This is a genomic window from Phycicoccus jejuensis (genome assembly GCF_000720925.1).
Lineage (GTDB): Bacteria > Actinomycetota > Actinomycetes > Actinomycetales > Dermatophilaceae > Phycicoccus > Phycicoccus jejuensis.
The window spans coordinates 320,366-346,521 of sequence record NZ_JOEE01000003.1 but is presented as its reverse complement, the minus strand read 5'-3'; the positions used below and the strand labels follow the sequence as shown (position 1 = coordinate 346,521).

Genomic DNA, 26,156 nt, shown 5'->3' with positions numbered 1-26,156 from the left:
GCTCAGGCGGGGCCGGGGCTGCTGCGGCGCGGCGCCACGACCCGGGCCTGCGTGGCCCGTCGGACCGCCTGCTCCTCGAGCCGGAGCGCCTCGCCGGCCCCGACCCGGTCGCCGGTGGCGTCGAGCACGTCGGCGAGGACCTGGTAGGCGAAGGCCACGCTGAGCGGTCTCTCGAGCGCCGTGAACTCCTCGATGACGGTGCGCAGGTCGGACTCCGCGCCGGCGAGGTCGCCGAGGGCGAGCCGCGCGCGGGCCAGGGTCCGGCGCGACCGGGCCGCGAGGAAGGCGTCGTGCGAGGTGAGCGCCCGGTCGAGCGCCGTCTGCGCGTCGTCGAGGGCCTCCTGCGGACGGCCGTTCGCGAGCGCCACCTCGGCGCGGGCGTCGAGGGCGTACGAGTACATGTGGACGGCCTCGATGCTCGCGAGCAGCTCGAGCGCCTCGTCGATGAGCAGCACGGCGGGGCCGAGCTCCCCGGTGCGGCGGTGCACCCGCGAGAGCTCGAGCGTCGCGAGCGCGTAGGCGACGGTGCGGGGCGAGTCCTCGAGGAGCCGGCGGGCCCGGGTGAACTCCCGGGCAGCGGGGCCGAGCTCGTCGTAGTCGTTGTGCAGGGTCCCGCGGACGACGGCCGCCCAGCCCGCGAGCGTCGCGTCACCGCCGCGACCGATCGACGTCTCCGCGGCGTGGACCGCCCGTTCCGCGTCGGCCCGGTGCCCCAGCGACACCGAGGCCAGCGCGGCGACGATCGAGGCGGCAGCGGCGGCGTCGTGCGCCCCGAGCAGGTGGAGACGCCGCCGGGCGGCCTCCGCGAGCTCCCGCGCCTGCGCTGACGCCGAGCGCCGGTCCTGGAGGAGCCAGGCGCGGCACAGCAGCAGGTGGGCGACCCCGAGACGGCTGTCGTCGTCGGCCCCGACCAGGGCGCCCCGGACCTCGCGGTCGGCCTCGAACCACGCGTGGAGGTCGCTGGAGGCATCCGTCCCCAGGGCGGTCTGGGCGAGGAGGCGCCACGCGAGGTCCGACCGGACCGGCGTGAGACGTCGCGAGAGCGCGACGAACAGGGGTGTCTCGGTGCGGAAGAAGCGGCGCGAGCGTCGGCGGACCACGGGGGCGGGGGCGGGAGGCGCGACCGCAGCGGGGAGCTGCGGGACCGGGACCAGGCGGTAGGGCCGGTCGACGAGGAAGGCGTCCGCGCGGGCCACCGCCGCCGAGCCCAGCAGCTCGACCTCGGACGGGCTCGGCCCGGCGCCCCCGGGGCGGTCGCCCCGGGTCGTGTGGCGCACGTGCGCGCGGACGAGGTCGTGCAGGCGGTACTGCGTGTCGTGCCCCTCGCGGACGACGGGCTCGACGAGGCCGGCCTCCAGCAGCGCGTCGAGGGCGGCCTCGCCCGCGGTCGGGTCGCCGAGCACCCCGCCGACGACCCAGCCGCTGAAGGCGTCGACCGGCAGGTGGGCCAGCGCCTCGAGCGCCGACCGCGACGGCGGGAGCAGACCGGAGACGAGCCCCTCGAGGCTCTCGTGGACCACCGCGAGGTCGTGGCCCGAGGAGGTGCTGCCGCGCAGCCGGGCGGCGAGGTCGTCGAAGCCGAGGTCGGGGCGCTGCGCCAGCCGGCCGGCGGCGAGCCGGAGCGCGAGGGGCAGGCCCCCGGTCAGCCGGACCACCTCGTCGGTGGCCTCGGGCGCCTCGTCGGTGCGCAGGGTGCCGACGAGCTCCTCGAGCAGGCGGCGGGAGGACGCGGGGTCGAGGCTGCCGAGGCGGACGTGGTGCCCGGCCGCGAGCCCCGGGAGCGGACGGCGCGAGGTGATGAGGGCCATCGAGCCGGCGCCCGCGGGCAGCAGGTCCGCCAGGCGCGCCACGTCCTCGTCCCCGGCGACGTTGTCGAGCACGAGCAGGACGCGCCGGGCGTCGAGCAGCGAGCGCAGCAGCCCCACCCGGGCCCGCGTCGACGCCGGGACGCCCTCGGGGTGGACCCCGAGGAGGGGCAGGAACGTGGTCACGAGGGTCTCGACGGGGGTGCCGCCCGGGAGGTTGCCGCCGTCGTGGTGGAGCGTCCCGCCGGGGAAGCGGTCGCGCAGCGCGTGGCCGGCCTCGAGGGCCAGGGTCGACTTCCCGGTGCCCGGCAGCCCGGTGACGGACACGACGACGGCGGCGTGCTCGAGGCCGGCGGCGGCGCGCAGCACCCGGTCGACCTCGGCCGCGCGGCCCACGACGACGTCGGGCCGCCGCGGGAGCGTGCGGGGGACCGGCAGCGCCGCGGGGGGCGCGGGCGCGTCGTCGGCGGGGAGCGACCCCGGCCGGGACGCCGGGCGGCGCGAGCCGGTGAGCACGGCCTGGAGCGCGCCGGCCAGGGCGTCGGAGGGCCGCACCCCGAGCTCGCGGTCGAGCCGCTCGCGGGCCGCGTGGAAGACCTGCAGGGCGCGGCGCTGCTGGCCGGTGGCCGCGAGCGCCTGGACGAGCAGCGCGGTGAACCCCTCGTGGAAGGGGTGGCGCGCGGAGAGCGCGTCGAGCTCCGCGACGAGGCCCTGGAGCACCCCCGCGCGCAGGGCGGTCTCGTGGCGCTCCTCGAGCACCGAGAGCCGCTCCTGGACGAGCCGGTTGCGCTCGACCTCGACGGCCGCGGTGGCGGGGGGACCGAGGAGGGGCTCGTGCACGAAGGTCGCCAGGGCCCGGTCGTAGAGCTCGAGGGCCGTCACGGGGTCGGTGGCCCGCGCCCGCCGGGCCGCCGCCAGTCGGTCGGCCCACACGGCGACGTCGCGCTCGACGCGGTCGGCCAGCCGGTAGCCGCGACCGTCGGTCACGAGGACCTGGATGCCCTCGGCCTTGCGGCGGATGCCCGACACGAGGGCCTGCACCCGGTTGCGGGCCGACGCGGGCGGCTCGCCGTCCCAGAGCCAGGTGCCGAGGGAGTCGACGTCGACCTGGTCGCGCAGGGCGGCGAGGGCGAGGAGACCGCTCTCGAGCTCGGTGAGGCGCAGCGGGCCCGAGGGGCCCGTGAGGCGCAGCCGTCCGAGGACCTCCAGGTACACAACGCCTCCTCCCACGCGTCGTCCCTGCGGCGTCGTCTCCTCCCGACCCTAGAGACCGTCCATGCAGGTCACAACACCGGACACGCCGTGGGACGGACACGGTCGTCCCCGGGCACACCGCGCGGCCGGGCCGGGTGGTGGGCCGGTGTGGGAGGATCGGCGACGACGTCCAGACACCCCGGAGAGGACCCCATGAGCGAGCCGGCCGGCACCAGCGCCCACCTCGAGCCCTGGCTGCGCGAGATCCTGCGCTGCCCGGCGTGCCGGAGCGAGCTGCGCGACGACACCGGTCCCTCCGGTCCCGAGCTCGTCTGCACGAACGGCGCCTGCGGCCTCGCCTACCGCATCGACGAGGGAGTGCCGGTGCTCCTCGTCGACGAGGCCCGGCACCCGGCCTGAGACGGACGCCGCGATGGGGTGGGTCGACGAGGCACGGCTCGACGACGTCGAGGCCCTCGCGGCGCTCGACTCCCGCGACACGCTGCGCTCGCTCGCGCAGGCCGGGGCCCAGGTCCGGCGCTCCCTCGTGTCCGCCGAGGAGGCGGGCATCGCGCGCGTCGCCGGTGGTGAGCGCCCGCGCTCCGTGCTCGTCGCCGCCCTCGGCGGCTCGGCCGTCGTCGGCGACGTCCTCGACTGCCTGACCGACCCCGGCTCACCCGTCCCGGTGATGCTGCGCGCCGACGGGCCGCTGCCCGGCTGGGTCGGCCCCCTCGACCTCGTCGTCGCCGTCTCGCAGTCCGGGCGCGCCGCCGGCCCGCTCGCCCTCGCGGCCGAGGCCGGCCGCCGCGGGGCGTCGCTGCTCACCGTCGGGGCGGCCGACTCGCCGCTGGCCGACGTCACCGCCCGGGCCCGCGGCGTCCACGTCGAGGTCGCCCTGCCGGCGCCGTCCTCGCGCACGGCGCTCTGGTCGCTGCTCGTCCCCGTCCTCGTCGCCGCCGACCGCCTCGGGCTCGCCGACGCCCCGGACGACGCGCTGCAGCGGGTCGCCCGGGTCCTCGACGAGGTGGCCGAGGAGTGCCGGCCGTCGTCCGACGCCTTCGTCAACCCGGCCAAGGTGCTCGCCACCTCGCTCGACGGCACGGTGCCGGTCGTCCTCGGCGACGGCGCCCTCACGGGGGTCGCCGCCTGCCGGGCCGCGCAGATGCTCTCGCGCACCGCCCGCGTCCCGGCGACGCACGGCCGCCTGCCGGACGCCGCGAGCGCCGCCGTCGCCGCGCTGGACGGGCCCTTCGCGGCGGGCCTCGGGGCCCGCGACGGCGGGGGAGCGGGCGGCGGGCGCGACATCTTCGCCGACCCCTACCTCGACGGGCCCGCGATGCCCCGCCTCGGCCTGCTCGTCCTGCGCGACCCCACCCTCGACCCGGCCGCGGCCGGCCTCGCCGACGCCGTCGTGGCCTCCGCCGAGGACGCGGGTGCGGTCGTCCTCCAGCAGGAGGCCCGCGCCGGCCACCCGCTCGAGCGGCTGGCGTCGCTCGTCGCCCTCACCGACTTCGCGGCCACCTACCTCGCCCTCGGGCTCGGGTTCGACCCGTCGGTGTCGCGGCACGTCACGGACCTGCGCGACCGCACCTCCTGAGCGCACCTGCTGGGCCGGGACCGACTCGTCCGTTCGGCCGGGCCCGCCCCGGCGGCACCTCGCCGGCCTGACGGGCGCCCCTAGGGTGGCGGCCGTCCGGCACCGTGGGGAGGGAGCGCGTCATGGCTCGTTCGACCGACCGTGCCGCGACGGCCGTCGTCGTCGCGCTCGCGGCGGCCTCCGTCGTCCTCGAGCTGGCCTCGTTCCGACGCGGCCTCGACTTCTGGGACGGCGCCTGGACCCTCGTCCTCGCCGAGCACCCCGGGGTCGCGCTCGACCGCGAGGTCGTCACCGTCCAGTACCTGCTGCACCCGGTGTGGGTGCTCGTCGGACGGGACGTCGCCCTCCTCGAGGCGGTGGGCTTCGGCGCGCTCCTCGTGACCGCGGCCGCGGCCGCCCTGTCGGTGTCGGCGCTGCTGCGCGCCGAGGGGGTCGAGGTGACGCGACGCCGGTCGCTCCTCACGACGGCGGTCGTCGCGGCCTCCACCGCCACGGCCTACGTCGGGGTGGGCCGCGTCCCCGGCTACCGCGTGGTCGCGCTGCTCGGTGCCCTCTGGCTCGTCGTCGCCCTCGCCCGGGTCTGGACGACCCGCCGCCCGGCGTGGGGAGCGCTCGCCGGTGCGGCGGGCGTCCTCGCCTTCACGGGGAAGCCGACCACCGCGGCCGCCCTCGCGCTCGTGCTCCTCGCCGCCCTGTGCGCCGGCCGTCGCCAGGTCCTGCCGACGGTGGCCTGCGCCCTCGTCGGTGCGGTGGGGGCCGGCGCCGCCGTCCTCGTCGTGGCCGGCCTCTCGCCGGGCGGTCTCGTCCGGCACCTCGCGGGCGGGCTGGCGGTCGACGAGGCGGCAGCGACGCACTCGTCGTGGCTCGCGATGCTCGGCGTCGCCCCGGTGCCCGCGCGGGTGCTCCTCGTCCTCGGCCCGCTCGTCCTCCTGCCCCTGCTGCTCGCCCTCCACGACGTGCGCTCCAGCGCGGTGCCGCGGTGGCCGACGGGCCTGGCGACGGTCGTCGGCGTCGTCGTCCCGGTGGGCGTGGCCGTGCTCGGCGCGTGGCTCCTGTCGGCGCAGGGCTACGGCGCCCAGTCCGCGCAGCTGCTCCTGCCGTGGGGGCTCGGTGCCCTGGGCCTCCTCGCCCTCGCTGCGTCCCGCGCCCCCCGCCCACCCGTGCTCCTGACCGGCGTGCTCGTCGTGCTGCCCTGGACCGTCGCCGTGGGCACGAACACCGGGTTCTCGGCGACGATGACCCAGGCGGCCGCCTGCTGGGCCCTCGCCGTGACGACGGGGCTCGCCCTCGTGCGGGCGCGGTGGCCCCGCACCGACCGGCTCGCGGTGCCGGTCGCGCTCACGCTGGTGACGACGACGGTCCTCACGCAGGTGCTCTGGCTGGGTGACGCCGTCGAGGGCCGTGGGGTGCTCGGGGCGAGGTCCACGACACCGGTGCTGGGCGGCACCCTCGGCCTGGACCGGGACACGACCGCGCTGGTGCGCGGGCTGACCGGTGCGCGGCAGCGCGAGCACCTGGCCGGGCGTCCGTCGGTCGACCTCACCGGGTTCGGCGCCGGCTACCAGCTGCTCCTCGGGACCCGTCCGCTGGGGCGCGCGTCCTTCTTCGGGACCTTCCGGGGCGCCGACCGGGGGGCGGCCCTCACCCTCGGGCAGGAGGACCGGCGGGACCTGTGCTCCGCCGTCGTCCTCGTCGCCGACCCGGACAACCCGCTGGGCGTCGTCCCGGCGGCGTCGGCGGTGGGCCTCGACCCCGCCCGGGGCTACCGGGAGGTCCACCGCTTCCACCCGAGCCACGGGGAGCCGGTCGTCACCGCCCTCACCGTGCGCGTCCTCGTGCCGGACCCCGCCGCGGACGGCGCCTGCGGCGGGGTCAGTCCGGGCGGCGGGTGAGCGCGAGCCGCTCGGCCCCGGGCAGCGCGAGCAGGTCGACGCCGGTGACGAGCAGCTTGCCGCCGCGGGTCCCGCTGCCGATGACGACCTCACCGGCCTCGACGACGGCGTCGTCGACGAGCACCGGCCACCCCTCGGGCAGGCCGACCGGCGTGATCCCGCCGAACTCCATCCCCGTGAGGCCCACCGCCTCGTCGTGCGGGGCGAAGGAGATCTTGCGGGCGTCGAGGTGGCGGCGGACGACGCCGTTGACGTCGGCGCGGTCCGTGGCGAGCACCATGACGGCGGCGTACCGGGTCTCGCCCCCGCGGCGGCCGGCGACGACGACGCAGTTGGCGCTCGCCCCGAGCGCGACGTCGTAGGCGTCGCAGAACGCGGCGGTGTCCGCGAGGTCGGCGTCGATGGCCGCGACGAGCGCGCCGTCGACCTCGCCGACCGCCGCGGCGACCGGTGGGGCGAGCAGCTCCGGGTGCTCGGCGGCGGGCATCCAGTCGAGGGTTCCACGTGCGCTGGGCATGCGACGACGGTACGGGCCCGGGCCTCCCTAGGATCGCCCCATGAGCGAGACGAAGAGCGGCGGGTCATCCGGGGGGTCGTCGGGGGAGAGCTCGGCGGCGGTCGTCGCGGCGCTGCTCGCCAACCTCGGGGTGGCCGTCACGAAGTTCGTCGCCTTCCTCCTGACCGGCTTCTCGTCGATGCTCGCGGAGTCCATCCACTCGGTCGCCGACACCGGCAACCAGGTGCTGCTGCTCGTCGGGAGCAAGCGCGCCGGGCGGGCGCCGGACCAGGAGCACCCCTTCGGCTTCGGGCAGCAGCGCTACGTCTACTCGTTCCTCGTCGCGATCATGCTCTTCGTCCTCGGTGGGCTGTTCGCCCTCTACGAGGCCTACGAGAAGATCCGCGAGTCGCTCGGCGAGGAGGACTACGACCCGTTCGAGTCCCGGTGGTGGTGGGTCCCGCTGGCCGTGCTGGTGGCGGCGATGGTCATGGAGGGCCTGAGCTTCCGCACCGCGATCCGCGAGTCGAACAAGGTCCGCCGGGGCCGCGGCTGGGTCCGGTTCATCCGCACGACGAAGTCGCCCGAGCTGCCCGTCGTGCTCCTCGAGGACTTCGGCGCGCTCATCGGCCTCGGGTTCGCGGTGGCCGGCGTCGGGCTGACGCTCGTGACGGCCAACCCGGTCTGGGACGGCATCGGGTCGGGGGCGATCGGCGTGCTGCTCGTCGTCTTCGCCGCCGTGCTCGCGGTCGAGATGGGCTCGCTCCTCGTCGGCGAGGCCGCCTCGCCCCGGGCCCGCGAGCGCATCCTCGCCGCCCTGGAGTCGCCCGAGGCGGTCGACCGGGTCATCAACAGCCGCACCCTGCACCTCGGCCCGGACCAGGTCCTCGTCGCCGCGAAGCTGGCCGTCGGCGAGACCGACAGCGCCGCCGAGGTCATCGCCGCCATCAACGAGGCCGAGCAGGCGGCCCGCGACAGCGTCCCCGAGGTGCGCCTGGTCATCTACCTCGAGCCGGACGTCGACACCGCCCCCGGCAGCCCGAGCGTCGACGGTCCCGGCGAGGTCTCGGCCGACCCGCGGGAGTCCGCCGTCGAAGACGCGTCGCGCGGCTGAGGCCTCGAGCCCGCCCCGCCCGCGCCCGCCGGCCGTTCTCACCGCGATGACCCCGCACGTGCGGGCTTGTCGTGATCGCCGGCCGGTCCGGACCGCGATGACCCCGCACGTGCGGGCTTGTCGGGGTCAAGGACCGGTTCTGACAGCGATGACCCCGCACGTGCGGGCTCCCCGCGCCGGCCAACCCCGAGGTCGCCGGCGTCGAAGGCCGGGGCGACGGCTGGGAGGGCGCACGCCCGCTGCGGTATCCTGAGAGGCGCTGCACCGGCCCGGGTGATGACCCTCGCAACGCGCGGCCCAGATGGGCGATGCCGGTCAACCGAATCGCAACGACCTCCTGAGGAGCTCACGCATGCCCGTTGACCACAAGGTCCGCGACCTCTCGCTCGCCGAGTCCGGTCGCCACCAGATCCGCCTCGCCGAGCACGAGATGCCCGGCCTGATGTCCCTGCGCGCGGAGTTCGGCGACAGCCAGCCGCTCAAGGGCGCCCGCATCGCCGGCTCGCTGCACATGACCGTGCAGACCGCGGTGCTCATCGAGACGCTCACCGCGCTCGGTGCCGAGGTCCGCTGGGCCTCCTGCAACATCTACTCGACGCAGGACGAGGCCGCCGCGGCCATCGTCGTCGGCCCGCACGGCACCCCCGAGGACCCCCAGGGCGTCCCGGTCTTCGCCTGGAAGGGCGAGACCCTCGAGGAGTACTGGGACTGCACCGAGCAGATCCTCACCTGGCCGGGCGGCCAGGGCGCCAACATGATCCTCGACGACGGTGGCGACGCCACGATGCTCGTCCACAAGGGCAAGGAGTGGGAGACCGCCGGCCAGGTGCCCCCCACGACCGAGGAGGACACCGAGGAGTTCGGCGTCTTCAAGGCGCTCGTGCGCCGCACGATGGGCCAGGACCCGCAGAAGTGGACGACGGTCGCCGCCGAGATCAAGGGCGTCACCGAGGAGACCACCACCGGTGTCCACCGCCTCTACCAGCTGGCCGAGGCCGGCGAGCTGCTCTTCCCGGCGATCAACGTCAACGACTCGGTCACCAAGAGCAAGTTCGACAACAAGTACGGCTGCCGTCACTCGCTCATCGACGGCCTCAACCGCGCCACCGACGTCCTCATCGGCGGCAAGGTCGCCGTCGTCGCCGGCTACGGCGACGTGGGCAAGGGCTGCGCCGAGTCCCTCCGGGGTCAGGGCGCGCGCGTCATCGTCACCGAGATCGACCCGATCTGCGCGCTCCAGGCCGCGATGGACGGCTACCAGGTCGCCAAGCTCGAGAACGTCGTCGACCAGGCCGACATCGTCGTCACCTCGACCGGCTGCTTCAACGTCGTCACCGCAGAGCACATGCAGCAGATGAAGAACAAGGCGATCCTCGCCAACATCGGCCACTTCGACAACGAGATCGACATGGCCGGTCTCGCGAAGGTCCCGGGCGTGCAGAAGCAGGAGATCAAGCCGCAGGTCCACGAGTGGACGTTCGACGACGGCGACTCGATCATCGTCCTGTCCGAGGGTCGCCTCATGAACCTCGGCAACGCGACGGGCCACCCGAGCTTCGTCATGTCGAACTCGTTCTCGAACCAGACGATCGCCCAGATCGAGCTGTTCGGCAAGACCGACGAGTACTTCGACGAGGACGGCAAGCCGGAGGTCAAGACCCTCCCGAAGCACCTCGACGAGAAGGTCGCCGAGCTGCACCTCGAGGCGCTCGGGGTCGAGCTCACCGAGCTGACCAAGGAGCAGGCCGAGTACCTCGGCGTCGACGTCGCCGGCCCGTACAAGCCGGAGCACTACCGCTACTGAGGTCGTCGGTCGTCCCCGACCGACACCCACGAGGGCCGTCCGGACACCGTCCGGGCGGCCCTCGGCGTCTGCACGGCCGGTCAGGGGACGGCGGACGCCGGACGGCGCAGGAGGACCCACCCGTCGGCCCGCGCCGACGCCCCCCACCCGGAGGCCACGAGGGTCCGCTCCGCGGGAGACGCCGTGCGGACGAGGGCCACCGCGCACCCGCGGCGCTCCGCGAGGGCCGTCGTGCCCGGGCCGCCCGCCGCGAACCGGGCGTAGTCCTCGACGTCGCGGGCGTCGTACAGCTCGGTCCGGCCGTCGACCACCGGGACGAGCGCCGGGTGCGCCCACCAGAGCCATCCGCCCGCGTCGTAGTCGTTGCACACGACGCTGCCGCGGGGCAGCGCGGTGAGGGGGCCCGCGAGGGCCGTCGGGAAGGCCGCGGGGCGGGTCACGGCTCCGGTGACCGAGATCGCCGAGGCGCCCGCCGCGAGGACCGCGGCCACCGCGAGGGCCAGCACCTCCGGGCGGGCGACACGCTCCCGCGCGAAGGGGACGAGGCGCTCGAGCGCCGGAGCGAGGAGGGGCACGAGCAGCACCGCCGCGAGCGACACCGTCCGCCCGTGGCTGACGACGAGGTAGGAGGCGAGCCCGAGCACGCCGATCTCCGGCCACGAGGGCAGCGGCCCGCGTGAGCGCAGGGCGACGAGCAGGAGCGCCATCCCGACGGTGACGACGAAGGCCGGCAGGTCGCGCGTGGGGGGCTGCCACTCCTCGATGAGCGCGGTGATGCGGCCGACCTCGAAGGGGGCGGCGAGCAGGCGCGGGCCCACCGGCGTCAGCGCGGCCACGGCGAGGCACGCCACGGTCGCCGCTCCCGTCCTCGCGAGGAGGGTGCGCGGCGCCCGCTCGAGGAGCAGCCCGACGACGACGACTCCGCCGAGGACGGGGGAGACGAACCAGAAGCCGTGGCAGCACGCCCAGACCCAGGTGAGCGGCACGAGCCACCAGCGCACGCGGCCGTCCCGGGCGGTGGCGGTCCAGCCGTGCGCGGCGACGACGGCGAGCGGGAGGGAGAGCGACTGCGGGCGGGCCGTCACCGTCATCGAGGCCCCGACGAAGGCGGCGAGGGCGACCGCGGTGGAGACGAGCACGGACGCCTGCCGGCGCGCCATCGCGTAGCAGGCGAGGACGGTGACGAGGGCGAACACGGTGACCAGCCACGCCACGGCGCCGACGCCGCCGACCGCGTGGACGCCCGCGAGCAGGAGCTCGCCGAGCCACTGGTGACGGATCCACGCGTGGGTGGTGAAGGGGCTCCAGGGGTCGGGCCCGACGAGCTCGAACCGCTGCGCGAGCTCCTGCCCGGCGCGCAGGTGCCACCAGGTGTCGGGGTCCTCGATCGGCCGGAGGGTGCGCACGGCCACGACGACGAGGAGGAGGGCCACGGGCGCGACGCGGGTCCACGCGGGCGTCGACCACTCGCGGCGCGCCGTCGGGCGGCCGACGCCGGAGGGCGGGGTGCCGGTCACGGGGGCAGCGCCACGGGGCTGGTCACCACGAACAGCGTCCGGACCCACCACAGCTGCACGGCGAGCTCGGCGCAGAGCAGCAGGCCGGCGCCGAGGAGGACGCGGCTCTGGCTGCGGACGACCCGGTCGAGCGGCCCCGTGAGCGCCCGACGCAGGGGCTCGACCGGGACGAGCGTCAGGAGGGCGTAGCGGGCCAGGCTGGGGTTGACCGTGGTCGTCATCAGGACGTAGCCGAGGTAGCTCGTCCCCCAGGTGCCGAGCCCGTCCGGTGACCGGAACCGGTCCGGGCGGCGCAGCCGGACGACGGCGAACGCCAGCGCGGTCGCGACGAGGAGGGCGACGAGCACGGGACCGACGAGCTGGGCCAGGCCGCCCACCCATCCGCCGCCGAGCCCACCCGCACGCACCCAGGCGCGCATGGTGTCGAAGTAGGCCGTCGGCACGCCCGTCATGACGGCCACGGCGACCGGCCAGGCCAGCGTGCAGACCCCCGCGAGGACCGTGAGGAGGGCCAGCGGCCGCACCCGGACCCGGGCGGCCGGGTCGTCACGGTGTCGCAGCGCGAGCAGCAGCGCGAGGCCGAGGAGCAGCGCAAGCGGCGCGAGGATCGGGCGGGTGACGGCGAGCACGACGAGCAGCCCGGCCGCGGGGCGCCAGCGTTCCTCGTGGATCGCGCGCAGGGTCGGGACGAGGACGGCGAGGGCGAGCGACTCCGTGTAGGTCGCCTGGAAGAGGACCGCCGTGGGGAAGCACACGAGCCCGGCGACGGCGAGGTGGGCCGTCATCCGGCCCCGGGTGACCACGAGCCAGCGCGCCAGCAGCGCGCAGCCGACGGCTCCGGCCACGAGGCTCACGAGGCCCCCGGCGACGCCGAACCCGGCCCCGGTGACGGCCATGACCGCGCGGCAGAGGAACGGGTAGAGGGGCGAGAAGGCGTAGGGGTTGCGCTCGGCGGGTGGGCCGAGGACCGACGGGTCGTCCGGGTACCCGTGGCGGGCGATGGTCTCGTACCACTGGCCGTCCCAGTTGGTGATGACCTGCCAGTACCCCGGCGCCGCGGGGGAGGTGCCCTCGACGTGGTACGTGGGTGAGTCGGTGAGGGCGATCTGGTCGGGTGCGCTGACCACGAGGAAGACCGCCGAGACGGCCCGCGCGACGAGGAACACCGCGACGGCGACCACCGCGTCGAGCCGGGTGGCGACGGCGACGGCGGGACGGGCCGGCCGGAGGGCGACGGAGGTCATCGGGGGTGGGTCGTGGGCCGGGAGCCCGGCTCGTACCGGGCGAACCGGAGCCCGTACACCGTGAAGGCAGCCGAGCACACGACGGTCGCGGTGCCCGTCGCGAGGGGGACGCCGAGGGGTGACTGCGCGGCGACCGCGACGAGCCACCCGGCTCCCGCCAGCAGCACGGAGGGCACGGCGTACCAGAGCTCCGCCTGCGGTCGTCCGACGCCCACGAGCGTCTGCGTCGTCGGTGCGGTGAGCGCGCTGACCCCGCACCACACGAGGCCCAGCCCGAGGAGCAGCACCGTGCGGGCGGAGAGCGGCACCAGCCCCAGCAGGCCCACGACCAGCACGCTCACGAGGACGGCGAGGGAGAGCGGGACGACGGCCCGCAGGCACAGCCGCGTCGCCCGCCGGACGTGGGCCCGGCGGCTCGGTCCGTCCGGGAGCGAGGCGCTCTCGGGGACCAGCCCCGCCGCGAGGACGACGACGAGACCGAGCGGCAGGGCGGCGAACCTCAGCGCGAGGTCGTAGTCGGCGACGAAGGCGGGGTCGGCCACCGTCACGAGCACCCAGCGGTCCGCCTGGCTCGCCACGACCGCCACGAGCGCGGCCGCCGTGCGACCCACGGCGAAGCGCACCGGCGACGCCGCGGGCGCCGCGGGTGGGTGGACGACCACCCGGCGACGGAGCACGGCGTGGCCGCCCCCGAGGGCGAGGGCCGAGGAGACGGCGAGGGCGCACGGCAGCGTCCACACCCCGGCACCCAGCGCCAGGCCCGCGACGACCAGCGCGACCTGCGTGCCCACCTGGACCATCGTGGCGACGGTGCGCAGACGGAAGGCCTCGGCCACCTGGAGCCGGGCCGCGAGGACGGTGAACGCGCCACGGACGGCCGACGCAGCCCCGGTGGCGAGCACGAGCGCGACGATGCTCCCCGTCGTGAGGTCGGAGAGCGGGGCGGAGGACCGGACGAGGAGCGAGGTCCCGAGGGCGAGGACCGTGGCCACCACGCTGCCCGCCGTGGACATGGCGACCGCCCGTGCGTACACGTCCCGTCGCGGCCAGCGGCCGTAGCCGGAGGACTGGACGTACACGGAGGCGCCGAGGTCCAGGAGGAGCGTCGACACGGTGACGGTGGTCATGAGCGCCCAGAGCGCATAGTCCCGGTCGTCGAGGAAGCCCCGGGCGATGACGGGGACGAGCAGCGTGACGGCCCCGGCGAGGAGCGTCGGGGCCGCGCTGCGCAGGAGCCGCCGGTCGGACTCGGTCAGCCGGGGGTCGCGCACGAGCGTGGTCATCGGACCCCGCACGCGACCCGGCCGGCGCGGACGAGCCCGGCGAGCTCGGCCGACCACGACGGCGTGCGGCGCAGGCCCACCAGCAGCAGCCCCACCCGCAGCAGCCGGCGCACGAGCAGCCAGGCGCCCTCCGACCGCGGTCCGTCGAGGGCGAGCCGCTCCTGGGTGCGCAGGATCGCGGCGAAGCGGGCCGGCGCCACGGCGCGGGGCTCGCGCCAGGAGGGATGGTGCTCGAGCTCCACCGGGAGGACCTGGAGGGCGAAGCCGGCGCGTCGCAGCCGCGCCCCGACGGCGTGGTCCAGGCCGTCGACCGGGAAGTCCGCGGGGAATCCCCCCACCGCGTCGAGCGAGGAGAGCCGGACGGCCGCGGCGCTGTTGTAGTGGTGCCAACCCGCGGCGGCCGGGAGGAGGGAGGCGGTCCGCCAGGCCCGGGCCTCGAGCCGGACCGGGCCGTGCGGCGAGAGCGACCGTCGGCCGCTGACGAGCACCGGCGCCACGACGGCGACCGAGGCGGGGAGCCCCGGGGAGGACAGGGTCCCCTCGAGCGCGTCGAGGTACGCGCGCGTGACCCGGGTGTCCTGGTCCAGCGGGACGACCCACTCGTGCCCCAGCCCGCGTGCGTGCTCGCCGGCGAGGCGGTAGGCCGCCGCCAGTCCCGGGTTGTCGGGGAACGCGTGGACGACGTCGACGCCCGGGACGGCTCGAGCACCCTCCGGGTCCGGGACGGGCCCGTTGTCGACGACGACGACCTGGTGGGGATGCGCGGGTCCGAGGGCCTCGGTCAGGGTGCGCAGCGTCAGCGAGTCGCCCGGTGCGGTCCGGTAGAGCACGACGACGAAGGTGCACGGCGTCACGGCCTGCTGCTGCGACGGGGTCGGCCCGACCGTCGACAGCGGGATGGCGCCCCGCCCGACGAGGTCGCCGGGCAGACCGGCGAGGAGGGTGAGGGCGGTCGGTCGCGGCAGGGCGCCCGAGCCGACGGCCCGCAGCAGCGCGAGGGCGCTGCGCCGGGGCGCGGTCCCGATCGCGGCGGGCAGCTCGTCGGAGCGCCGACCGGGGCGACGGGTCACCAGCTCGGCCGCGACGAGGCGGCGCCACCCCAGGCCGTTCGCGGCCGCGGCGCGCACCATGCGGGCGGCACCCGTCGTCCCGGCGTGGTCGGCGGCGAGGCGGCTCAGGAGGCGGAGCGCCCCCCACGGCGTCCGGGGGTGGCGGCGCTCGACCTCACCGACGAGGTTGCCACCGTGCTGCACGTAGTCCTGCAGCGGCTCGTCGACGACGGTGTACCCGGCGCCGACGGCGGCGCACAGGCCGAGCCAGTGGTCGTGCATCTGGGTCGCCACCGCGAGACGGGGGAAGGGGAGCGCGGTGTCGAGGACCTCGCGGCGCAGCACCGAGAAGGACCCGGAGACCTGGTTGGCGAGGAGCAGGCTGCCCGGGGCGACGACGCGCCGGTCGGTCCGGGCGGCGAGCACCCGGCCGGTCGCGGTGACGACGCGCGCCTGTCCCGAGACCAGCGCCACCTCGTCGAGGTGGGGGACGAGTCGCTCGAGCTTCTCGGGGTACCAGCGGTCGTCCTGGTCGGCGAGGGCGACCCACGCGGCGTCGGCGGGGAGCGAGCCCAGCAGCCGTTCGACGTTGAGGTAGAGCCCGACGTTGTCGTCCCACCCCACGACCTCGAAGCGCGGGTCGTCACCGACGGCGGCCACGACGAGCCGCCGGACCTCGTCCCGGCCGCCGTCGGCGCCCACGAGGCACCGGAAGGAGCCGAGCGTCTGGTCGCGGATCGAGCGCAGCTGCACCGTGAACAGGTCGGGGTCGGGGCGGTACGCCGCGAGGACGACGGCGCCCGGACGGCCGGCGAACGACGTCATCGGACGCTCTCGCCGAGCGGGCGTGCCGCCCGGGGCGATGCGGCCCGCGAGCCCACGACCGCGCGCCGCCAGTAGCCGGCCACGAGCCGGTCGAGGAGCGCCTGCCCCGGGGCGGGGCGCACCTGTGCCGCGGAGAGGGTCGTCGTCAGGACGTCGTGGAGCGCGTCCGGGTGGGTGACGAGCGACTGCACCCGCCGCCGGCGGCGGACCAGGTGGCGGGGGTGGCGCGCGAGCCAGGCGAGCGCGCTGATGTGCTCGCGCAGCCACCGGTCGCGGGCGGCGACGGCCACGAGGGCGACCTCGCTCGCGAGCAGGAGCGGGAGCGCCCACCGCAGGAGCGGAGCGGGGTAGGTCGTGAGGACGCTCGTCAGGCGGTTGCGCTGGAGCAGGTACATCGTCCTCGGGTTGTGGTTGAAGGTGTACGCGTGGGTTGCGCCGGCCTCCGGGACGACGACGACGCGCAGCCCCGCGAGGTGGCAGCGCAGGCTGAGGTCGGTGTCCTCGTAGTACATGAAGAAGTCGGCGTCGAGGCCCCCGAGGCGGTCCCACGTCGCCCGGCGCATCGCGAAGAAGGCGCCCGTGACGGAGGCGACGTCGCGCTGGGTGGCGTGCCGCGTGGTGTGCTCGCCGAGGCCCCCGGCCCAGCAGAGGCCGGTGACGTGCACCGGGTTCCCGGCGGCGTTGACAGTGTCGGGGCGGTCTTCGAGAACGACTCTGCCGCAGGCCATCCCGACCGACTCGTCTCCGAGCGCGGAGCGCAGGGCGTCGAGCGACCCCGGCAGGATCGTGGCGTCGCTGTTGACGAACACGAGGACGTCGCCGCTCGTCGCGGCCACCCCGGTCACCGCGCCGCCCGCGAAGCCGGTGTTGCCCCCGGCGTCGAGCCGGCGCACGCCGGGCACCTCGACGCTGCGGGTCAGCCCGTTGTCGACGAGCACGGCCTCGTCGCCCGGTCTCATCTGCGCCGTGACCGACGCGAGGCAGGCCTCGAGGCCCGCCTCGGGCCCGTGGCCGACGACGACGACGGAGGTCCTCACGACGCCCGGGGGGTCGTCGGTCGGGCGGCGCCGGCGGTGTCCGCGGCGGCCGGGGTCGACGGGTCCGCGGCGGGCGACCCACCCGCGGCGGGCAGGTGGGCGCGAAGCAGGGCGACCTCCTCGGCGAGCCGGCGGGTGCGCGACTCGAGGCGACCGACCTCGCTGGCCAGCTGCATCGAGACGACGAGGAGGAAGAGGACGCCGGAGAAGAGCACGAGGTTGAGCGGCACCTGGACGTTGACCGCCGCCGACAGGTCGCCGAGCAGCTCGGGAAAGAGGGCGAGGACGACCGCGGCCGCGCCGAGGACCACCCAGGCGAGGGCGAGCCGCCCCCGCACCTGGCGCCGGCGGACGAGCTCGAGGCTGAGGAGGAGGACGATGACGCCCCCGACGAGGCCGAGCCAGTAGCCGTCGGGCCTCACGGGGCGCCCTCCACCGGGACCGGCACGGACCAGCGGCGCACCATCCCGAGCCCGATGGCGGCCACGGCGCGCGAGAGGTAGACGACGGACCCGACGACCCCCTGGCTGGGGCGGCCGTGCTCGCGTGCCGTCATCCGCACCGGGACCTGGCGCACCACGAGGCGGCAGCGCCGCGCGATGACGAGGGTCTCGAGGGTGTCGCCGAGGTACTCGGCCGGGTAGTGCTCGGCGAAGACGCGGACCGCGCGCGGGCCGGCGGCGCGGTAGCCGGAGGTGACGTCGGTCAGGTGCGACCCGACGATCGCGGACACGAGCCGCGCGAGGATCGCCATGACGGCCCGGCGGGTCCGCGAGACGCCGTAGGGGTCGGCTCCGGCGAAGCGCGCGCCGACGACCACGTCGGCACCCGCCTCCAGGGCGGCGACGAGCTCGGGCAGGTGCCGGGTGTCGTGCTGGCCGTCGCCGTCGACCTGGACGACGACGTCGTAGCCCTCGCGGACGGCGTGGGTGAAGCCGGTGCGGACCGCGCCGCCGACCCCGAGCCGGAACGGGAGCCGCGCCACGACGGCCCCGGCGGCGGCGGCGCGGGCGCCCGTGGCGTCGGAGGAGTGGTCGTCGACGACGAGCACGTCAGCGCCCGGGAGGTCGCGACGCACGCCGGCGACGACGGCCGCGACGGTGTGCTCCTCGTCGAGCGCGGGGACGACCACGAGGGTGCGCAGCATGCCGGTCACAGCACCTCCACCGCTGCTCGGGGCCCCGCGGGCCGGGGCGCTCCTCGACGCTAGTGCGGGCCTGCGCACGTCGTACAGGACGCGGGCCCGGGCCCGGGCCGGATGTCCGCGACGACTGGCCGAACGGTGGAGGCGCGACCCGACCCGGCCGGCGGATGCGGCTCCGGAGCCGCGCCCGCCGGCGCCGCCGCGTGCCATGCTCGCCGCGATGAGCACCGCGACGGTCCGGGTGACCGCGCCGACCGCCGGGTCGCCGCGGCCGCGCCCGCGCGACGCCGCCGGCCCGCTCGCCGACGGTCTCGTCGTGCTCGTCCTCGTCCTCGCCGGCGTCGTCGTCGTGGCGACGGGGGCGCAGGTCCTCGGGCTCCGCCCCCTGGCCACGCGCGCCGGCAGCGCCGCGGCGGCGGCCCTCGTGCTGGTCCCGCTCGTGGTTCTGGGCCTGCACCTGCGGGGTCGGCCGGAGCGGCCTCTGGCCCGCGACCGGGGGGCCCCGGCGCGGACGCTGCTCGTCGCGGCGCCGGCCCTCGTGCTCGTGGCCGTCCTCTTGTGGTCGCTGACGCTGCCGCACGCCCTGCGGGTCGAGTGGTTCGTCAACGGCGACCACGTCCGCCACCTCGTCCTCGTCGCCGACGAGCGGGCCCACGGCGCCTTGGACTACTCGGTCCGGGGCTACCCACGGGCCTGGCACACGACGGTCGCGCTCGTCCGGAGCCTGACCGGTCCGCCCTCGGAGCGCGCCGACCTCGTCGGACTGCTCGACCTGATGGCGGGGATGGTCTGGCTGCTCTTCGCCGCGGTCGCCCTGGCGACGGCCTCGCTCACCTCGGCGCTGGCCACCCGGGCCGGCCTGGCCCCGTGGACGGCAGCCGGGGCGGCCGCGACCGCCGGCGCGGCGACCCTGTGGCCGGCCTTCCTCGGCAACTACCAGGCGCTCGGCTTCGAGGGCTCGCTGGTGGCCGCCCTCGTCGTCGCCGTGCCTCTCCGCGAGGTCCTCGTGCGGCCCGTGTCGGTCACCGCGTCGCTCACCGCGTGGGCCGGCCTGCTCGTCATGGCCCACACCTGGCAGCTCCTGCTGCCGGTCTCGGGTGCGCTCGCGCTCGTCGCCACCGTCGCCCGGGTCCGCGCCGCGGCGCCGGGACGACGCGCTCGTCGACTCGCCGGGGCGGCCGGGCTCGGCGTCGTCGTGGCCGCCGCCTCGCTCCCGGCCATGACCGCGGTCGTCGGCGCCGTCGGGGTCGGGCACGCGGTCGTCGCCGACGTCGAGGCACCCGTCCCGCTGTGGTTGCTCGGTCTCGGCCTCGCCGGGACCGCGGTGCTCGCGGTCGTGCGACGTCGCGACCGCGCCCTCCTCGTCGTCCTCGCCGTCTCCGTCCTGCCGGCGCTCACCGCGCTCGGCCTGGCCGTGCGGCTCGGGATCCCCGTCACCCGCTACTACCCGGCAAAGCTGCTCTGGCACAGCACGATCCTCGGTCTGTCGATGGTCACCGTCGTCGCCTTCCTTGCGGTCGTCGAGGCCCGAGCGCAACGCCTGCCCACGCTCGTCGGGCGGGGCGTCCTCGCGGTGACGGCCGCCGTCGTCGCGCTCGGCGCCGTCGTGACGCCCGTGGCCGCCTTCGGGGGCGCGTGGTCGACGGTCGACGGGGCCACCGTGCTGCGCCTCCTCGACGTGTCCGGCGCCGAGCGAGCCCAGGTCGTCTGGTCCGGGGGGCCGCTCGTGACGGACGTCGCGACGCGCATCCTGCTCGACGGTGACCGCCCGGAGGCCGGCCGTCGTGACACCCCCCAGGGCGGGCTCACGGTGGCGCAGGAGTGCGACCTGCTGCGCGCGGCGGCGGACCCCACCGTCCTCAGCGACCGCCCCGAGGCGGAGGTCCGTCGTCGCTACGCCTGCGTGCCCACCGTCACCGTCATCGGGCCGGCGCGTGGCTGAGACGACCCTCGCCCCGGCGTCCCAGACCGCGGCGCCCGCGCGACGGGTGCGCCGTCGGTGGGCCGACCTGCCCGTCGTCGTGCGTTACGGCGTCGTCGGCGGCGTCACCCAGGTCGTGTACCTGTCGGTCCTCGCCGCGACCCTGGCCGCCGGGGCGCACTACGTCGTCGCGCTCGGGTCCGCCCAGCTGGCGGCGATGATCTTCGCGTTTCCCGCCTACCGTGGTCAGGTCTTCCGCGCCGAGGGCCCGCTCGGGCGCCAGCTCGTCGCGTTCCTCGGCGTGTGGTGGACGGGTGCCGCGCTGAGCCTCGTGGGGGTCCCGGCCCTCGTCGAGCTGGCCGGGCTGCGACCCCTCGTGGCGCAGCTGCTCGTCCTCGTCGGGGTCGTCCTGCTCAGCTTCGTCGGCCACCTGCGCGTGACCTTCCGGCGCACCGCCTCCTGAGCCACCCGGCCCCGCGCGGGGCAGCGGTCAGGGCAGGACCCAGCCGGTCCTCGTCCGGTCCGTGAGGGCGACCGCGCGGCGTCCGCCCTCCGCCGTCACCGTGAGGTCGCTGACGAAGGCCGTCGTGACGCGCTCGGTCTCGATGTCCTTGTCGGTGGCTCCCGAGACGGTGACGGAGAGGTCGGTCGCCCCGCGCGCGGCCTCGACGGCGAAGGAGACCCGGGTGGGGGAGGCGTCGGACACGACGACGCGGGCGACCTCCCGGTCCCCGTCGGTGACCACGACCTCCCGCCGCTCGGCGCCGACGCCCCGGACGTCCATCGAGACGGTGACCCGTGTGGGCTCGCCCGGGTTCGCCAGCGACACACCGGCGTACGGGCCGACGTACTGACCGTAGGTGCCGTCCACGGTCTCGGGCTCGAAGCCGCCCACCGACGCGAGCACCGGGGCGAGGACCTGGGCGCGCCGCGCGTGGTCGCCCTCACCGGCCGCGCCGACCCGGCGCAGGTCCCAGGCGACGAAGGTGCCGTCGGCGGTCCGGGCCACCGGCTCGCCCCACGCCGCGGTGAGGCGGTCCGACGGGTCCTGGGCGTCGGAGAAGCCCTCCGTGTCGACCTCGAGCGCGCAGAAGCCGGCCGAGCGCAGGTCGGCCGCCAGCGCCGCGAGGTCGGAGGGGTCGACCGCCGACTGCCACGTCGCGGCCTCCGTGCCGCGCATCGCCGCCGCGCTGAAGCGCAGGTCGTCCGAGGCGAGGTACGGCTTGAGCTGGTCGTAGCCCTGCATCGTGCCCGGCCCGAGCGTCTCGGGGTAGGGCAGCACCGGGACCTGGAAGACGCCGCACCCGGCTCCGACCCGGTCCTGCAGCGACGAGGTGTAGGCGCGCAGCCCGGCCATCTCGCGGGCGATGGCGCGGTGGTCGGGCGCGACCGCGGGGTTGGTCTGGTCGAGGCTGCCGACGACGACGAGCGCGCCGGCGACGAGGCCGGCGGTGAGCATCCCGCGGCGTCGTTCCAGGCGCGTGAGCCAGGCCCCGACCGCGAGCAGGGCGAGGGTGAGGATGTAGAGCGAGACCCGCGACCAGGTCCGCACCTGCGGGGTGGCGAAGACGGCGACGAACGAGCCGAGGCCGCCGACCGTGAAGAGGAGGAACGACACGAGCATCAGCCCGGACCAGCGCAGGTGCCCGGCGTCGGCGCGCCGACCGGAGAGGAGGGCGAGCAGCCCGATGACGGCCAGGCCGGTCATCCCCGCGACGCCGACCACGCCGAGCGCCGAGGTCTCCACGGTCGCCCGCGTCGCCGAGCGGTAGGCGAGGGTGAGGTACCGGAAGGCCTCGACCCGGTGGTCGGGCCACGGGAGCAGCAGGTCCATGAGCTTGCCGGCGAACAGCTCCGACTCGGCCGGGTTGCGACCGGCCGGCACCCGGCCGGTGACGAGCACGCCGCGCATCCCGAGGCGCGCCACGGCCAGCGGCACGGCGATGACCAGGCCGATGCCGACCATCACCGCGAGGCCGCGCAGGAGGTCGGCCGGCACCCCGGCCACCCGCCGCGCGAGCGCTGCGACCGCCAGCAGGACGAGCGTGAAGGCCACGTAGTAGACGCCGCTGCCGCCCACGACGACGACGGCCGCGACGGTGACGAGCGTCCGGCCGCCGCGCCACCACGGGACCGGTCCGCCCCGGGGGGACAGCAGGGCCCGGCCACGGGCCACCTCGAGCACGAGCCACAGCGCGACCGGCACCACCCAGTACTGCGCGAGGTAGAGGTGGCCGAACCGCTCGGCGTGTCCCGGGGCGTTCGCGAGGAGCACCCCGAGGACGAAGCCGGCCGGCCGCCCGAGCCCCTGGCTGCGGGCCAGGAGGTACCCGGTGGCGCCGGTGAGGGGGAAGGACAGGACGAAGTACACGCCCCCGGCCGTGTAGACCCCCGGCACGACGAGGTCGATCGCCTTGACGGCGAGGACGTGCAGGACGTTGAGCTCGGGGAAGAACGAGGCGTCCTGGCCGAAGGGGAAGCCGAGGTCGGGGTTGTGCCAGTACCAGCCGTGGTCGTGGATGTCGCGCAGCGACGACAGGATCTGGGTGTGGTCCCACCCGAGGGCGATCGGGTCCGACGGGTCCCACTGCCAGAGGCGGAGCGACCACGCGCCGACGCCGAGGGCGACGAGCACCGTGGCGACCATCCAGGAGGCCTCACGGGCGCGTCGGGGTCGTGTCGTGCTCCCGGTGGCCATGATCGTCGATTATGGTCGAGCCCCCGCTCCGACCCCGGCAGCTCGAGGAATCCCGTCATGTCGCAGGCCGATCCCACCTCGGCGGTCCGGCCCCGTCGTGGCGTCCCGGTCGCCTCGCTCGCCGTCGCCGCGTGGGTCGTGGCCCTCTCGTTCTTCGTCCTGCTCGGGTCCGACCTGCTGTGGGTCGTCGCGCTCGGCGACACGGTGCGGGCGACCGGCTCCGTGCCCGACGGGATCCCCTTCGCGTCCGCGCCGCAGGAGGGGTGGCACAACCCGATCGTCCTCGCCGAGCTGCTGCTGTCGGTCGTCGCCGGTCTGGGCACGCCGGCCCTCGCCGGGCTCCAGCTGGTGCTCGTCGCCGCCACGCTGCTCGTCGTCCTCGCGGACGGCCGGCGCGCCGGCGGGTCCGAGGTGCGGGGCGCGCTCGTCGCGACCCTCGTCGTGGTCGGTGCGGCGGCCGCCTTCGCGGTGACCCGCCTGCCGTCGCTCTCGCTCGTGCCGTTCGCGCTCGCGGTCGCGCTGATGCGCCGGCAGCACGAGCACCCGGACCGCGGCCTGTGGTGGCTCGTGCCGCTGTTCGTGCTCTGGGGCAACCTCCACGGCGCGGTGCTCGTGGGGCTCGCGGTCCTCGGGGTGTTCCTCGTCCTGTCACCGGGCGGCGGGCCGTGGAGGCGCCGCGTCGGGGTCGGTGCGGGCTCCGCGCTGGCCCTCCTGCTCACCTCCGCCGGGCTCGGGACGCCCGCCTACTACGTCCAGGCCCTGGCGAACGAGGCCGCAGCCCGCGGGACGGACCTCTGGGCCCGCCCGAACCTCGGGCACCCGCTCGACGTGGCGATGCTCGTGGCCGCCGCGCTCCTCCTCGCACTCGCGGCCCGGGCACGGATGTCGGTGTGGGAGTGGGTCGCCACGGCGGGGCTGGCGGTCGGCACGGCGTCGGCGGCCCGCAACGGGGTGTGGCTGCTGCTCTTCCTCGCCGCCGCCGCGATGCGTCCGCGCGTGGCCACCGGGCGGGGGTCGTCCGCAGGCCGTCCGTCCCTCGTGCCCGTGGTGGCCCTCGCCGCGGCCGCCGGCGTCTCGGGGGTGGTGCTCGCCGGCCGTGGTCCGTCGGTGGGCGCCCCCGGGCAGTCGGCCGTCGGCGCCGTGCGCGAGGTGGCCGCCGGGCGTCCGGTGCTGGCCGTCGAGCCGTTCGCCGAGACGCTGGCCCGCGAGGGCGTCCGGGTCTGGGCCGCCAACCCGATCGACGCGTTCCCGCGCGACGTGCAGAGCGACCTCCTCGACTTCCTCCACGACGGCACCGTGCCCGCCGGAGCCGACATCGGGGTCGTGGTCGTCGAGCAGGACGCGACGGCACCCGTGGTCGCCGCGGGCTGGCGGGTCGTGCGCGAGGTGGGTGGCTACGCCGTCCTCGAGCGCGACGGCTGAGTCACCCGCGCCGCCAGAGCACCCACTCGCCCTCGCCCGCGGCCCGTGACCAGCCGGCGGCACCGGACAGCCCCCGGTCGAGGGGCTCCCCGACCCGGGTGAGGACGGCGTCGACGCCGTGCTCGTCGGCGTAGGCCTCCCAGCCGGGGCCGGTCGCCGAGAACGTCTCGTAGGCGGCGGCGGTCGCGGGGGAGTAGACCTCGGCGCGCAGGTCGCGCAGCACCCGGACCTGCGGGTGGGCCCACAGCACCCAGCCGGAGGCGTAGGCGTCGACGACCGTCGGCGTCCCGGCCGGCAGCCGCTCGACCGCCGCGCCGACGGTCCGCGGCAGCGGCCCGGCCTCCGGCCCCCCGAGCACCACGGCGGGGACGAGCAGGAAGACCCCCGCCACGACGAGCCCGGGCAGCCGCTCCCGCCGTGCCGGAGCGGCCCCGGCGCGGAGGGTGCGAGCCAGGGCGGGTGCCACGAGGAGCGCGCCGACCGCGATGGTGCGGACCGAGGACGCCGCGAGGACGACGCCGGCGCCGGCGAGGAGGAGCGACGGGAGGTCGAGCCGCCGCGCGCGCACCAGGCGCACGAGCACGACGAGGGCCAGCAGCAGGACGAGCAGGAGGAGCGGGTTGCCCGGGGCCGGCGGCTTCCACTCGTTGACCGTGGAGCGGGCCGCCATCCCGACCGCGAACGGCTCGACGAGCGCCCGGGGGCCGAGGGGCCCCAGCACGGGGACGAGGGCGGTGCCGGCCAGCAGGACCACGAGCCGGCCCCACGGGACCGGGGCGGGGCGGGGCGCGAGCGCGAGCGCGAGCAGCACGAGCACCCCGAACCCGACGCCGAGCGGCCACGACCCGTGCACCGCGGACCACAGCCAGGCGACGGCGAGCAGCGACCACCGTGGGCGCCCGTCGACGAGCGTCCCGGCCCACAGGTGCAGCGACCACGCGGCGAGGACGAGGCCGAGCAGCTGCGGCCGCTCTCCCCACGCCGCCGACGTCGCGACGAGCGCCGCGGTCGCGACCACCACCGAGGCGAGCGGGCCGGCCCACCGACGCGCGGTCGCGGCGAGCAGCGCCGCGAGGGCGACGAGCAGGAGCGCCCGGACGGCGTGGAGCCCGGTGACGCCGGCGACGTCGTCGACGACGCTCATCCCGACCTGCGCGAGCCACTGGGTCGGCACGTACGGACGGTCCGCGAGGGCCGAGAGGGGGTCGGGGAGCGTGCCGAACCACTCACCGTCGCGCAGCGACCGCCCGATGCGCAGGTGCAGCCACAGGTCGACGTCCGGAGCCGTGCGCAGCCGCAGGAGGAGGCCCGCGAGCACCGCACAGACACCCCAAGCGATCACCAGAGGCGTTCTGGCACTCCGGGTTTCGCGATCCTGCTCGGGAGTCGTGGACATCTCGCTGGCCTCGTGGCGGTGGGTGGTCGTGGACGAGCATGTCACGGCCGGCGCGCGGTCCCGGTGAGCGATCGGCCGAACGGTTGACCCGGCTGCACCGTACGGGGGGCGGTGTTCGGGCCCATCGGTCCATGCCGCTCCGGGGCCGGACCTGACAGCGTGGTGACTGCTCGACAGCACCCCTTCGTACCGAAAGGCAACACCCGTCATGACCAAGGCCCTCGTCAAGCTCCAGATGAAGTTCAACGACCTCCGCTCCGAGAAGGGTGCGACCGCCGTGGAGTACGGCCTCATGGTCGCCCTCATCGCGGTCGTCATCATCGTCGCCGTCGCGCTGCTCGGCACGAACCTCAAGTCGATGTTCAACTCGGTCGCCAACAGCGTCTGAGCGAACCAGGACGACACGTCGGGGCGTCGGTCGCCGTCGGAGCACCGACGCGGCCGGCGCCCCGACCCACATCGGACGAAAGCAGGTGACGTGATGACCGCGCTCCTCCGCCGGACCCTCGCCCGATCGGCCACCCTCCTCGCCCGGACGCCCGTCGCCCGGGGCGAGGGAGGCGCCACCGCCGTGGAGTACGCCCTGATGATCGGCTTCGTGGCCATCGTCATCGTCGCGGCGGTGACCGTCCTCGGACGCAACCTCAGCTCCATCTTCCAGACCGCCGCCACGAGCTTCTGACGGCGACACCGGACCGACCGCACGACACCCGCCCAC

21 protein-coding genes are annotated in these 26,156 nt (G+C 76.3%); 10 read left to right on the top strand and 11 right to left on the bottom strand.

Features of this window, described 5'->3' with window-relative positions:
• Window positions 1–2: 2 nt before the first annotated feature.
• Window positions 3–3,020, bottom strand: a complete 3,018-nt coding sequence (locus IG69_RS0107895) for an AfsR/SARP family transcriptional regulator (RefSeq protein WP_030527620.1) — start codon at window positions 3,018–3,020, stop codon at window positions 3–5.
• 192 nt (window positions 3,021–3,212) lie between these two features.
• Between IG69_RS0107895 and IG69_RS0107890 the strand changes: the two genes are divergently transcribed.
• The 3 genes from IG69_RS0107890 (at window position 3,213) to IG69_RS0107880 (ending at window position 6,488) form a co-directional block, all read left to right on the top strand.
• Window positions 3,213–3,419, top strand: a complete 207-nt coding sequence (locus tag IG69_RS0107890; protein WP_030527619.1) for a Trm112 family protein — start codon at window positions 3,213–3,215, stop codon at window positions 3,417–3,419.
• A gap of 13 nt (window positions 3,420–3,432) precedes the next feature.
• Window positions 3,433–4,596 (top strand): SIS domain-containing protein, encoded by a 1,164-nt coding sequence (locus IG69_RS0107885; RefSeq protein WP_030527618.1) that lies wholly within the window; start codon window positions 3,433–3,435, stop codon window positions 4,594–4,596.
• Between the two features lie 122 nt (window positions 4,597–4,718).
• The gene (locus tag IG69_RS0107880) at window positions 4,719–6,488 is read left to right on the top strand and encodes a hypothetical protein (RefSeq protein ID WP_030527617.1); all 1,770 of its coding nucleotides are present in this window, start codon (window positions 4,719–4,721) and stop codon (window positions 6,486–6,488) included.
• Here IG69_RS0107880 and IG69_RS0107875 read toward each other — a convergent pair.
• Window positions 6,469–7,005, bottom strand: a complete 537-nt coding sequence (locus tag IG69_RS0107875) for a YbaK/EbsC family protein (protein WP_030527616.1) — start codon at window positions 7,003–7,005, stop codon at window positions 6,469–6,471. The two genes, IG69_RS0107880 and IG69_RS0107875, sit on opposite strands and share 20 nt — an antisense overlap.
• Window positions 7,006–7,045: 40 nt before the next feature.
• Here IG69_RS0107875 and IG69_RS0107870 point away from each other — a divergent pair, with 40 nt between their 5' ends.
• Window positions 7,046–8,098, top strand: coding sequence for a cation diffusion facilitator family transporter (locus IG69_RS0107870; RefSeq protein WP_051750351.1), 1,053 nt, complete (start codon window positions 7,046–7,048; stop codon window positions 8,096–8,098).
• Window positions 8,099–8,450: 352 nt separating this feature from the next.
• On the top strand, window positions 8,451–9,902 hold the full coding sequence (gene ahcY, locus IG69_RS0107865) for an adenosylhomocysteinase (RefSeq protein WP_030527614.1): 1,452 nt from the start codon (window positions 8,451–8,453) through the stop codon (window positions 9,900–9,902).
• A gap of 80 nt (window positions 9,903–9,982) precedes the next feature.
• On the opposite strand, the gene IG69_RS0107860 is transcribed toward ahcY, so the two are convergent.
• Genes IG69_RS0107860 through IG69_RS0107830 form a run of 7 tightly spaced genes read right to left on the bottom strand, consistent with a single transcriptional unit; the run spans window position 9,983 to window position 18,004 of the window.
• Window positions 9,983–11,419, bottom strand: a complete 1,437-nt coding sequence (locus IG69_RS0107860) for a hypothetical protein (RefSeq protein ID WP_030527613.1) — start codon at window positions 11,417–11,419, stop codon at window positions 9,983–9,985.
• A complete protein-coding gene (locus IG69_RS20940) occupies window positions 11,416–12,663 on the bottom strand; it encodes a hypothetical protein (protein ID WP_051750350.1) in 1,248 nt (415 codons plus the stop codon). Before IG69_RS20940 ends, IG69_RS0107860 begins: the two co-directional genes overlap by 4 nt.
• Window positions 12,660–13,946 (bottom strand): lipopolysaccharide biosynthesis protein, encoded by a 1,287-nt coding sequence (locus IG69_RS0107850; protein WP_030527611.1) that lies wholly within the window; start codon window positions 13,944–13,946, stop codon window positions 12,660–12,662. Before IG69_RS0107850 ends, IG69_RS20940 begins: the two co-directional genes overlap by 4 nt.
• The gene (locus IG69_RS23100) at window positions 13,943–15,820 is read right to left on the bottom strand and encodes a glycosyltransferase (RefSeq protein WP_051750349.1); all 1,878 of its coding nucleotides are present in this window, start codon (window positions 15,818–15,820) and stop codon (window positions 13,943–13,945) included. The genes IG69_RS0107850 and IG69_RS23100 overlap by 4 nt, the downstream gene beginning before the upstream one ends.
• Entirely contained in the window at window positions 15,817–16,857 is a 1,041-nt protein-coding gene (locus IG69_RS0107840) for a glycosyltransferase family 2 protein (protein WP_051750348.1), read from the bottom strand. The genes IG69_RS23100 and IG69_RS0107840 overlap by 4 nt, the downstream gene beginning before the upstream one ends.
• Window positions 16,854–17,279 (bottom strand): DUF2304 domain-containing protein, encoded by a 426-nt coding sequence (locus IG69_RS20115; RefSeq protein ID WP_051750347.1) that lies wholly within the window; start codon window positions 17,277–17,279, stop codon window positions 16,854–16,856. Before IG69_RS20115 ends, IG69_RS0107840 begins: the two co-directional genes overlap by 4 nt.
• Window positions 17,276–18,004: a glycosyltransferase family 2 protein gene (locus tag IG69_RS0107830; protein WP_036829544.1), complete on the bottom strand. Its 729-nt coding sequence runs from the start codon at window positions 18,002–18,004 to the stop codon at window positions 17,276–17,278. Before IG69_RS0107830 ends, IG69_RS20115 begins: the two co-directional genes overlap by 4 nt.
• Before the next feature lie 217 nt (window positions 18,005–18,221).
• On the opposite strand from IG69_RS0107830, the gene IG69_RS22475 reads away from it, so the two are divergent.
• Together IG69_RS22475 and IG69_RS20930 are read left to right on the top strand one after the other, a co-directional pair.
• Window positions 18,222–19,943, top strand: a complete 1,722-nt coding sequence (locus tag IG69_RS22475; RefSeq protein ID WP_169742046.1) for a hypothetical protein — start codon at window positions 18,222–18,224, stop codon at window positions 19,941–19,943.
• On the top strand, window positions 19,936–20,385 hold the full coding sequence (locus tag IG69_RS20930) for a GtrA family protein (RefSeq protein WP_051750346.1): 450 nt from the start codon (window positions 19,936–19,938) through the stop codon (window positions 20,383–20,385). The genes IG69_RS22475 and IG69_RS20930 overlap by 8 nt, the downstream gene beginning before the upstream one ends.
• Window positions 20,386–20,412: 27 nt before the next feature.
• Here the strand turns inward: IG69_RS20930 and IG69_RS0107815 are convergent, their stop codons facing one another.
• Window positions 20,413–22,620 carry a hypothetical protein gene (locus IG69_RS0107815; RefSeq protein WP_157577424.1) on the bottom strand — a complete coding sequence of 736 codons (2,208 nt, stop codon included), beginning with the start codon at window positions 22,618–22,620 and terminating at the stop codon, window positions 20,413–20,415.
• A gap of 57 nt (window positions 22,621–22,677) precedes the next feature.
• Here IG69_RS0107815 and IG69_RS0107810 point away from each other — a divergent pair, with 57 nt between their 5' ends.
• Window positions 22,678–24,042 carry a hypothetical protein gene (locus IG69_RS0107810; protein WP_030527604.1) on the top strand — a complete coding sequence of 455 codons (1,365 nt, stop codon included), beginning with the start codon at window positions 22,678–22,680 and terminating at the stop codon, window positions 24,040–24,042.
• Window position 24,043: 1 nt separating this feature from the next.
• Here the strand turns inward: IG69_RS0107810 and IG69_RS0107805 are convergent, their stop codons facing one another.
• On the bottom strand, window positions 24,044–25,384 hold the full coding sequence (locus tag IG69_RS0107805; protein WP_157577422.1) for a hypothetical protein: 1,341 nt from the start codon (window positions 25,382–25,384) through the stop codon (window positions 24,044–24,046).
• A gap of 262 nt (window positions 25,385–25,646) precedes the next feature.
• On the opposite strand from IG69_RS0107805, the gene IG69_RS0107800 reads away from it, so the two are divergent.
• Together IG69_RS0107800 and IG69_RS0107795 are read left to right on the top strand one after the other, a co-directional pair.
• A complete protein-coding gene (locus IG69_RS0107800; protein ID WP_030527602.1) occupies window positions 25,647–25,826 on the top strand; it encodes a Flp family type IVb pilin in 180 nt (59 codons plus the stop codon).
• A 93-nt stretch (window positions 25,827–25,919) separates the two neighbouring features.
• On the top strand, window positions 25,920–26,120 hold the full coding sequence (locus tag IG69_RS0107795) for a Flp family type IVb pilin (protein WP_030527601.1): 201 nt from the start codon (window positions 25,920–25,922) through the stop codon (window positions 26,118–26,120).
• Window positions 26,121–26,156 lie beyond the last annotated feature (36 nt).

What these genes read in the sequence shown, in the direction of transcription:
- IG69_RS0107890 (WP_030527619.1), top strand. Translation starts at nt 3,213, where the DNA reads ATGAGCGAGCCGGCCGGCACCAGCGCCCACCTCGAGCCCTGGCTGCGC.
- IG69_RS0107885 (WP_030527618.1), top strand. Translation starts at nt 3,433, where the DNA reads ATGGGGTGGGTCGACGAGGCACGGCTCGACGACGTCGAGGCCCTCGCG.
- IG69_RS22475 (WP_169742046.1), top strand. Translation starts at nt 18,222, where the DNA reads ATGAGCACCGCGACGGTCCGGGTGACCGCGCCGACCGCCGGGTCGCCG.
- IG69_RS20940 (WP_051750350.1), bottom strand. Translation starts at nt 12,663, where the DNA reads ATGACCTCCGTCGCCCTCCGGCCGGCCCGTCCCGCCGTCGCCGTCGCC.
- IG69_RS0107850 (WP_030527611.1), bottom strand. Translation starts at nt 13,946, where the DNA reads ATGACCACGCTCGTGCGCGACCCCCGGCTGACCGAGTCCGACCGGCGG.
- IG69_RS23100 (WP_051750349.1), bottom strand. Translation starts at nt 15,820, where the DNA reads ATGACGTCGTTCGCCGGCCGTCCGGGCGCCGTCGTCCTCGCGGCGTAC.
- IG69_RS0107880 (WP_030527617.1), top strand. Translation starts at nt 4,719, where the DNA reads ATGGCTCGTTCGACCGACCGTGCCGCGACGGCCGTCGTCGTCGCGCTC.
- IG69_RS0107810 (WP_030527604.1), top strand. Translation starts at nt 22,678, where the DNA reads ATGTCGCAGGCCGATCCCACCTCGGCGGTCCGGCCCCGTCGTGGCGTC.
- IG69_RS0107815 (WP_157577424.1), bottom strand. Translation starts at nt 22,620, where the DNA reads ATGGCCACCGGGAGCACGACACGACCCCGACGCGCCCGTGAGGCCTCC.
- IG69_RS0107800 (WP_030527602.1), top strand. Translation starts at nt 25,647, where the DNA reads ATGACCAAGGCCCTCGTCAAGCTCCAGATGAAGTTCAACGACCTCCGC.
- ahcY (WP_030527614.1), top strand. Translation starts at nt 8,451, where the DNA reads ATGCCCGTTGACCACAAGGTCCGCGACCTCTCGCTCGCCGAGTCCGGT.
- IG69_RS0107870 (WP_051750351.1), top strand. Translation starts at nt 7,046, where the DNA reads ATGAGCGAGACGAAGAGCGGCGGGTCATCCGGGGGGTCGTCGGGGGAG.
- IG69_RS0107795 (WP_030527601.1), top strand. Translation starts at nt 25,920, where the DNA reads ATGACCGCGCTCCTCCGCCGGACCCTCGCCCGATCGGCCACCCTCCTC.
- IG69_RS0107830 (WP_036829544.1), bottom strand. Translation starts at nt 18,004, where the DNA reads ATGCTGCGCACCCTCGTGGTCGTCCCCGCGCTCGACGAGGAGCACACC.
- IG69_RS0107875 (WP_030527616.1), bottom strand. Translation starts at nt 7,005, where the DNA reads ATGCCCAGCGCACGTGGAACCCTCGACTGGATGCCCGCCGCCGAGCAC.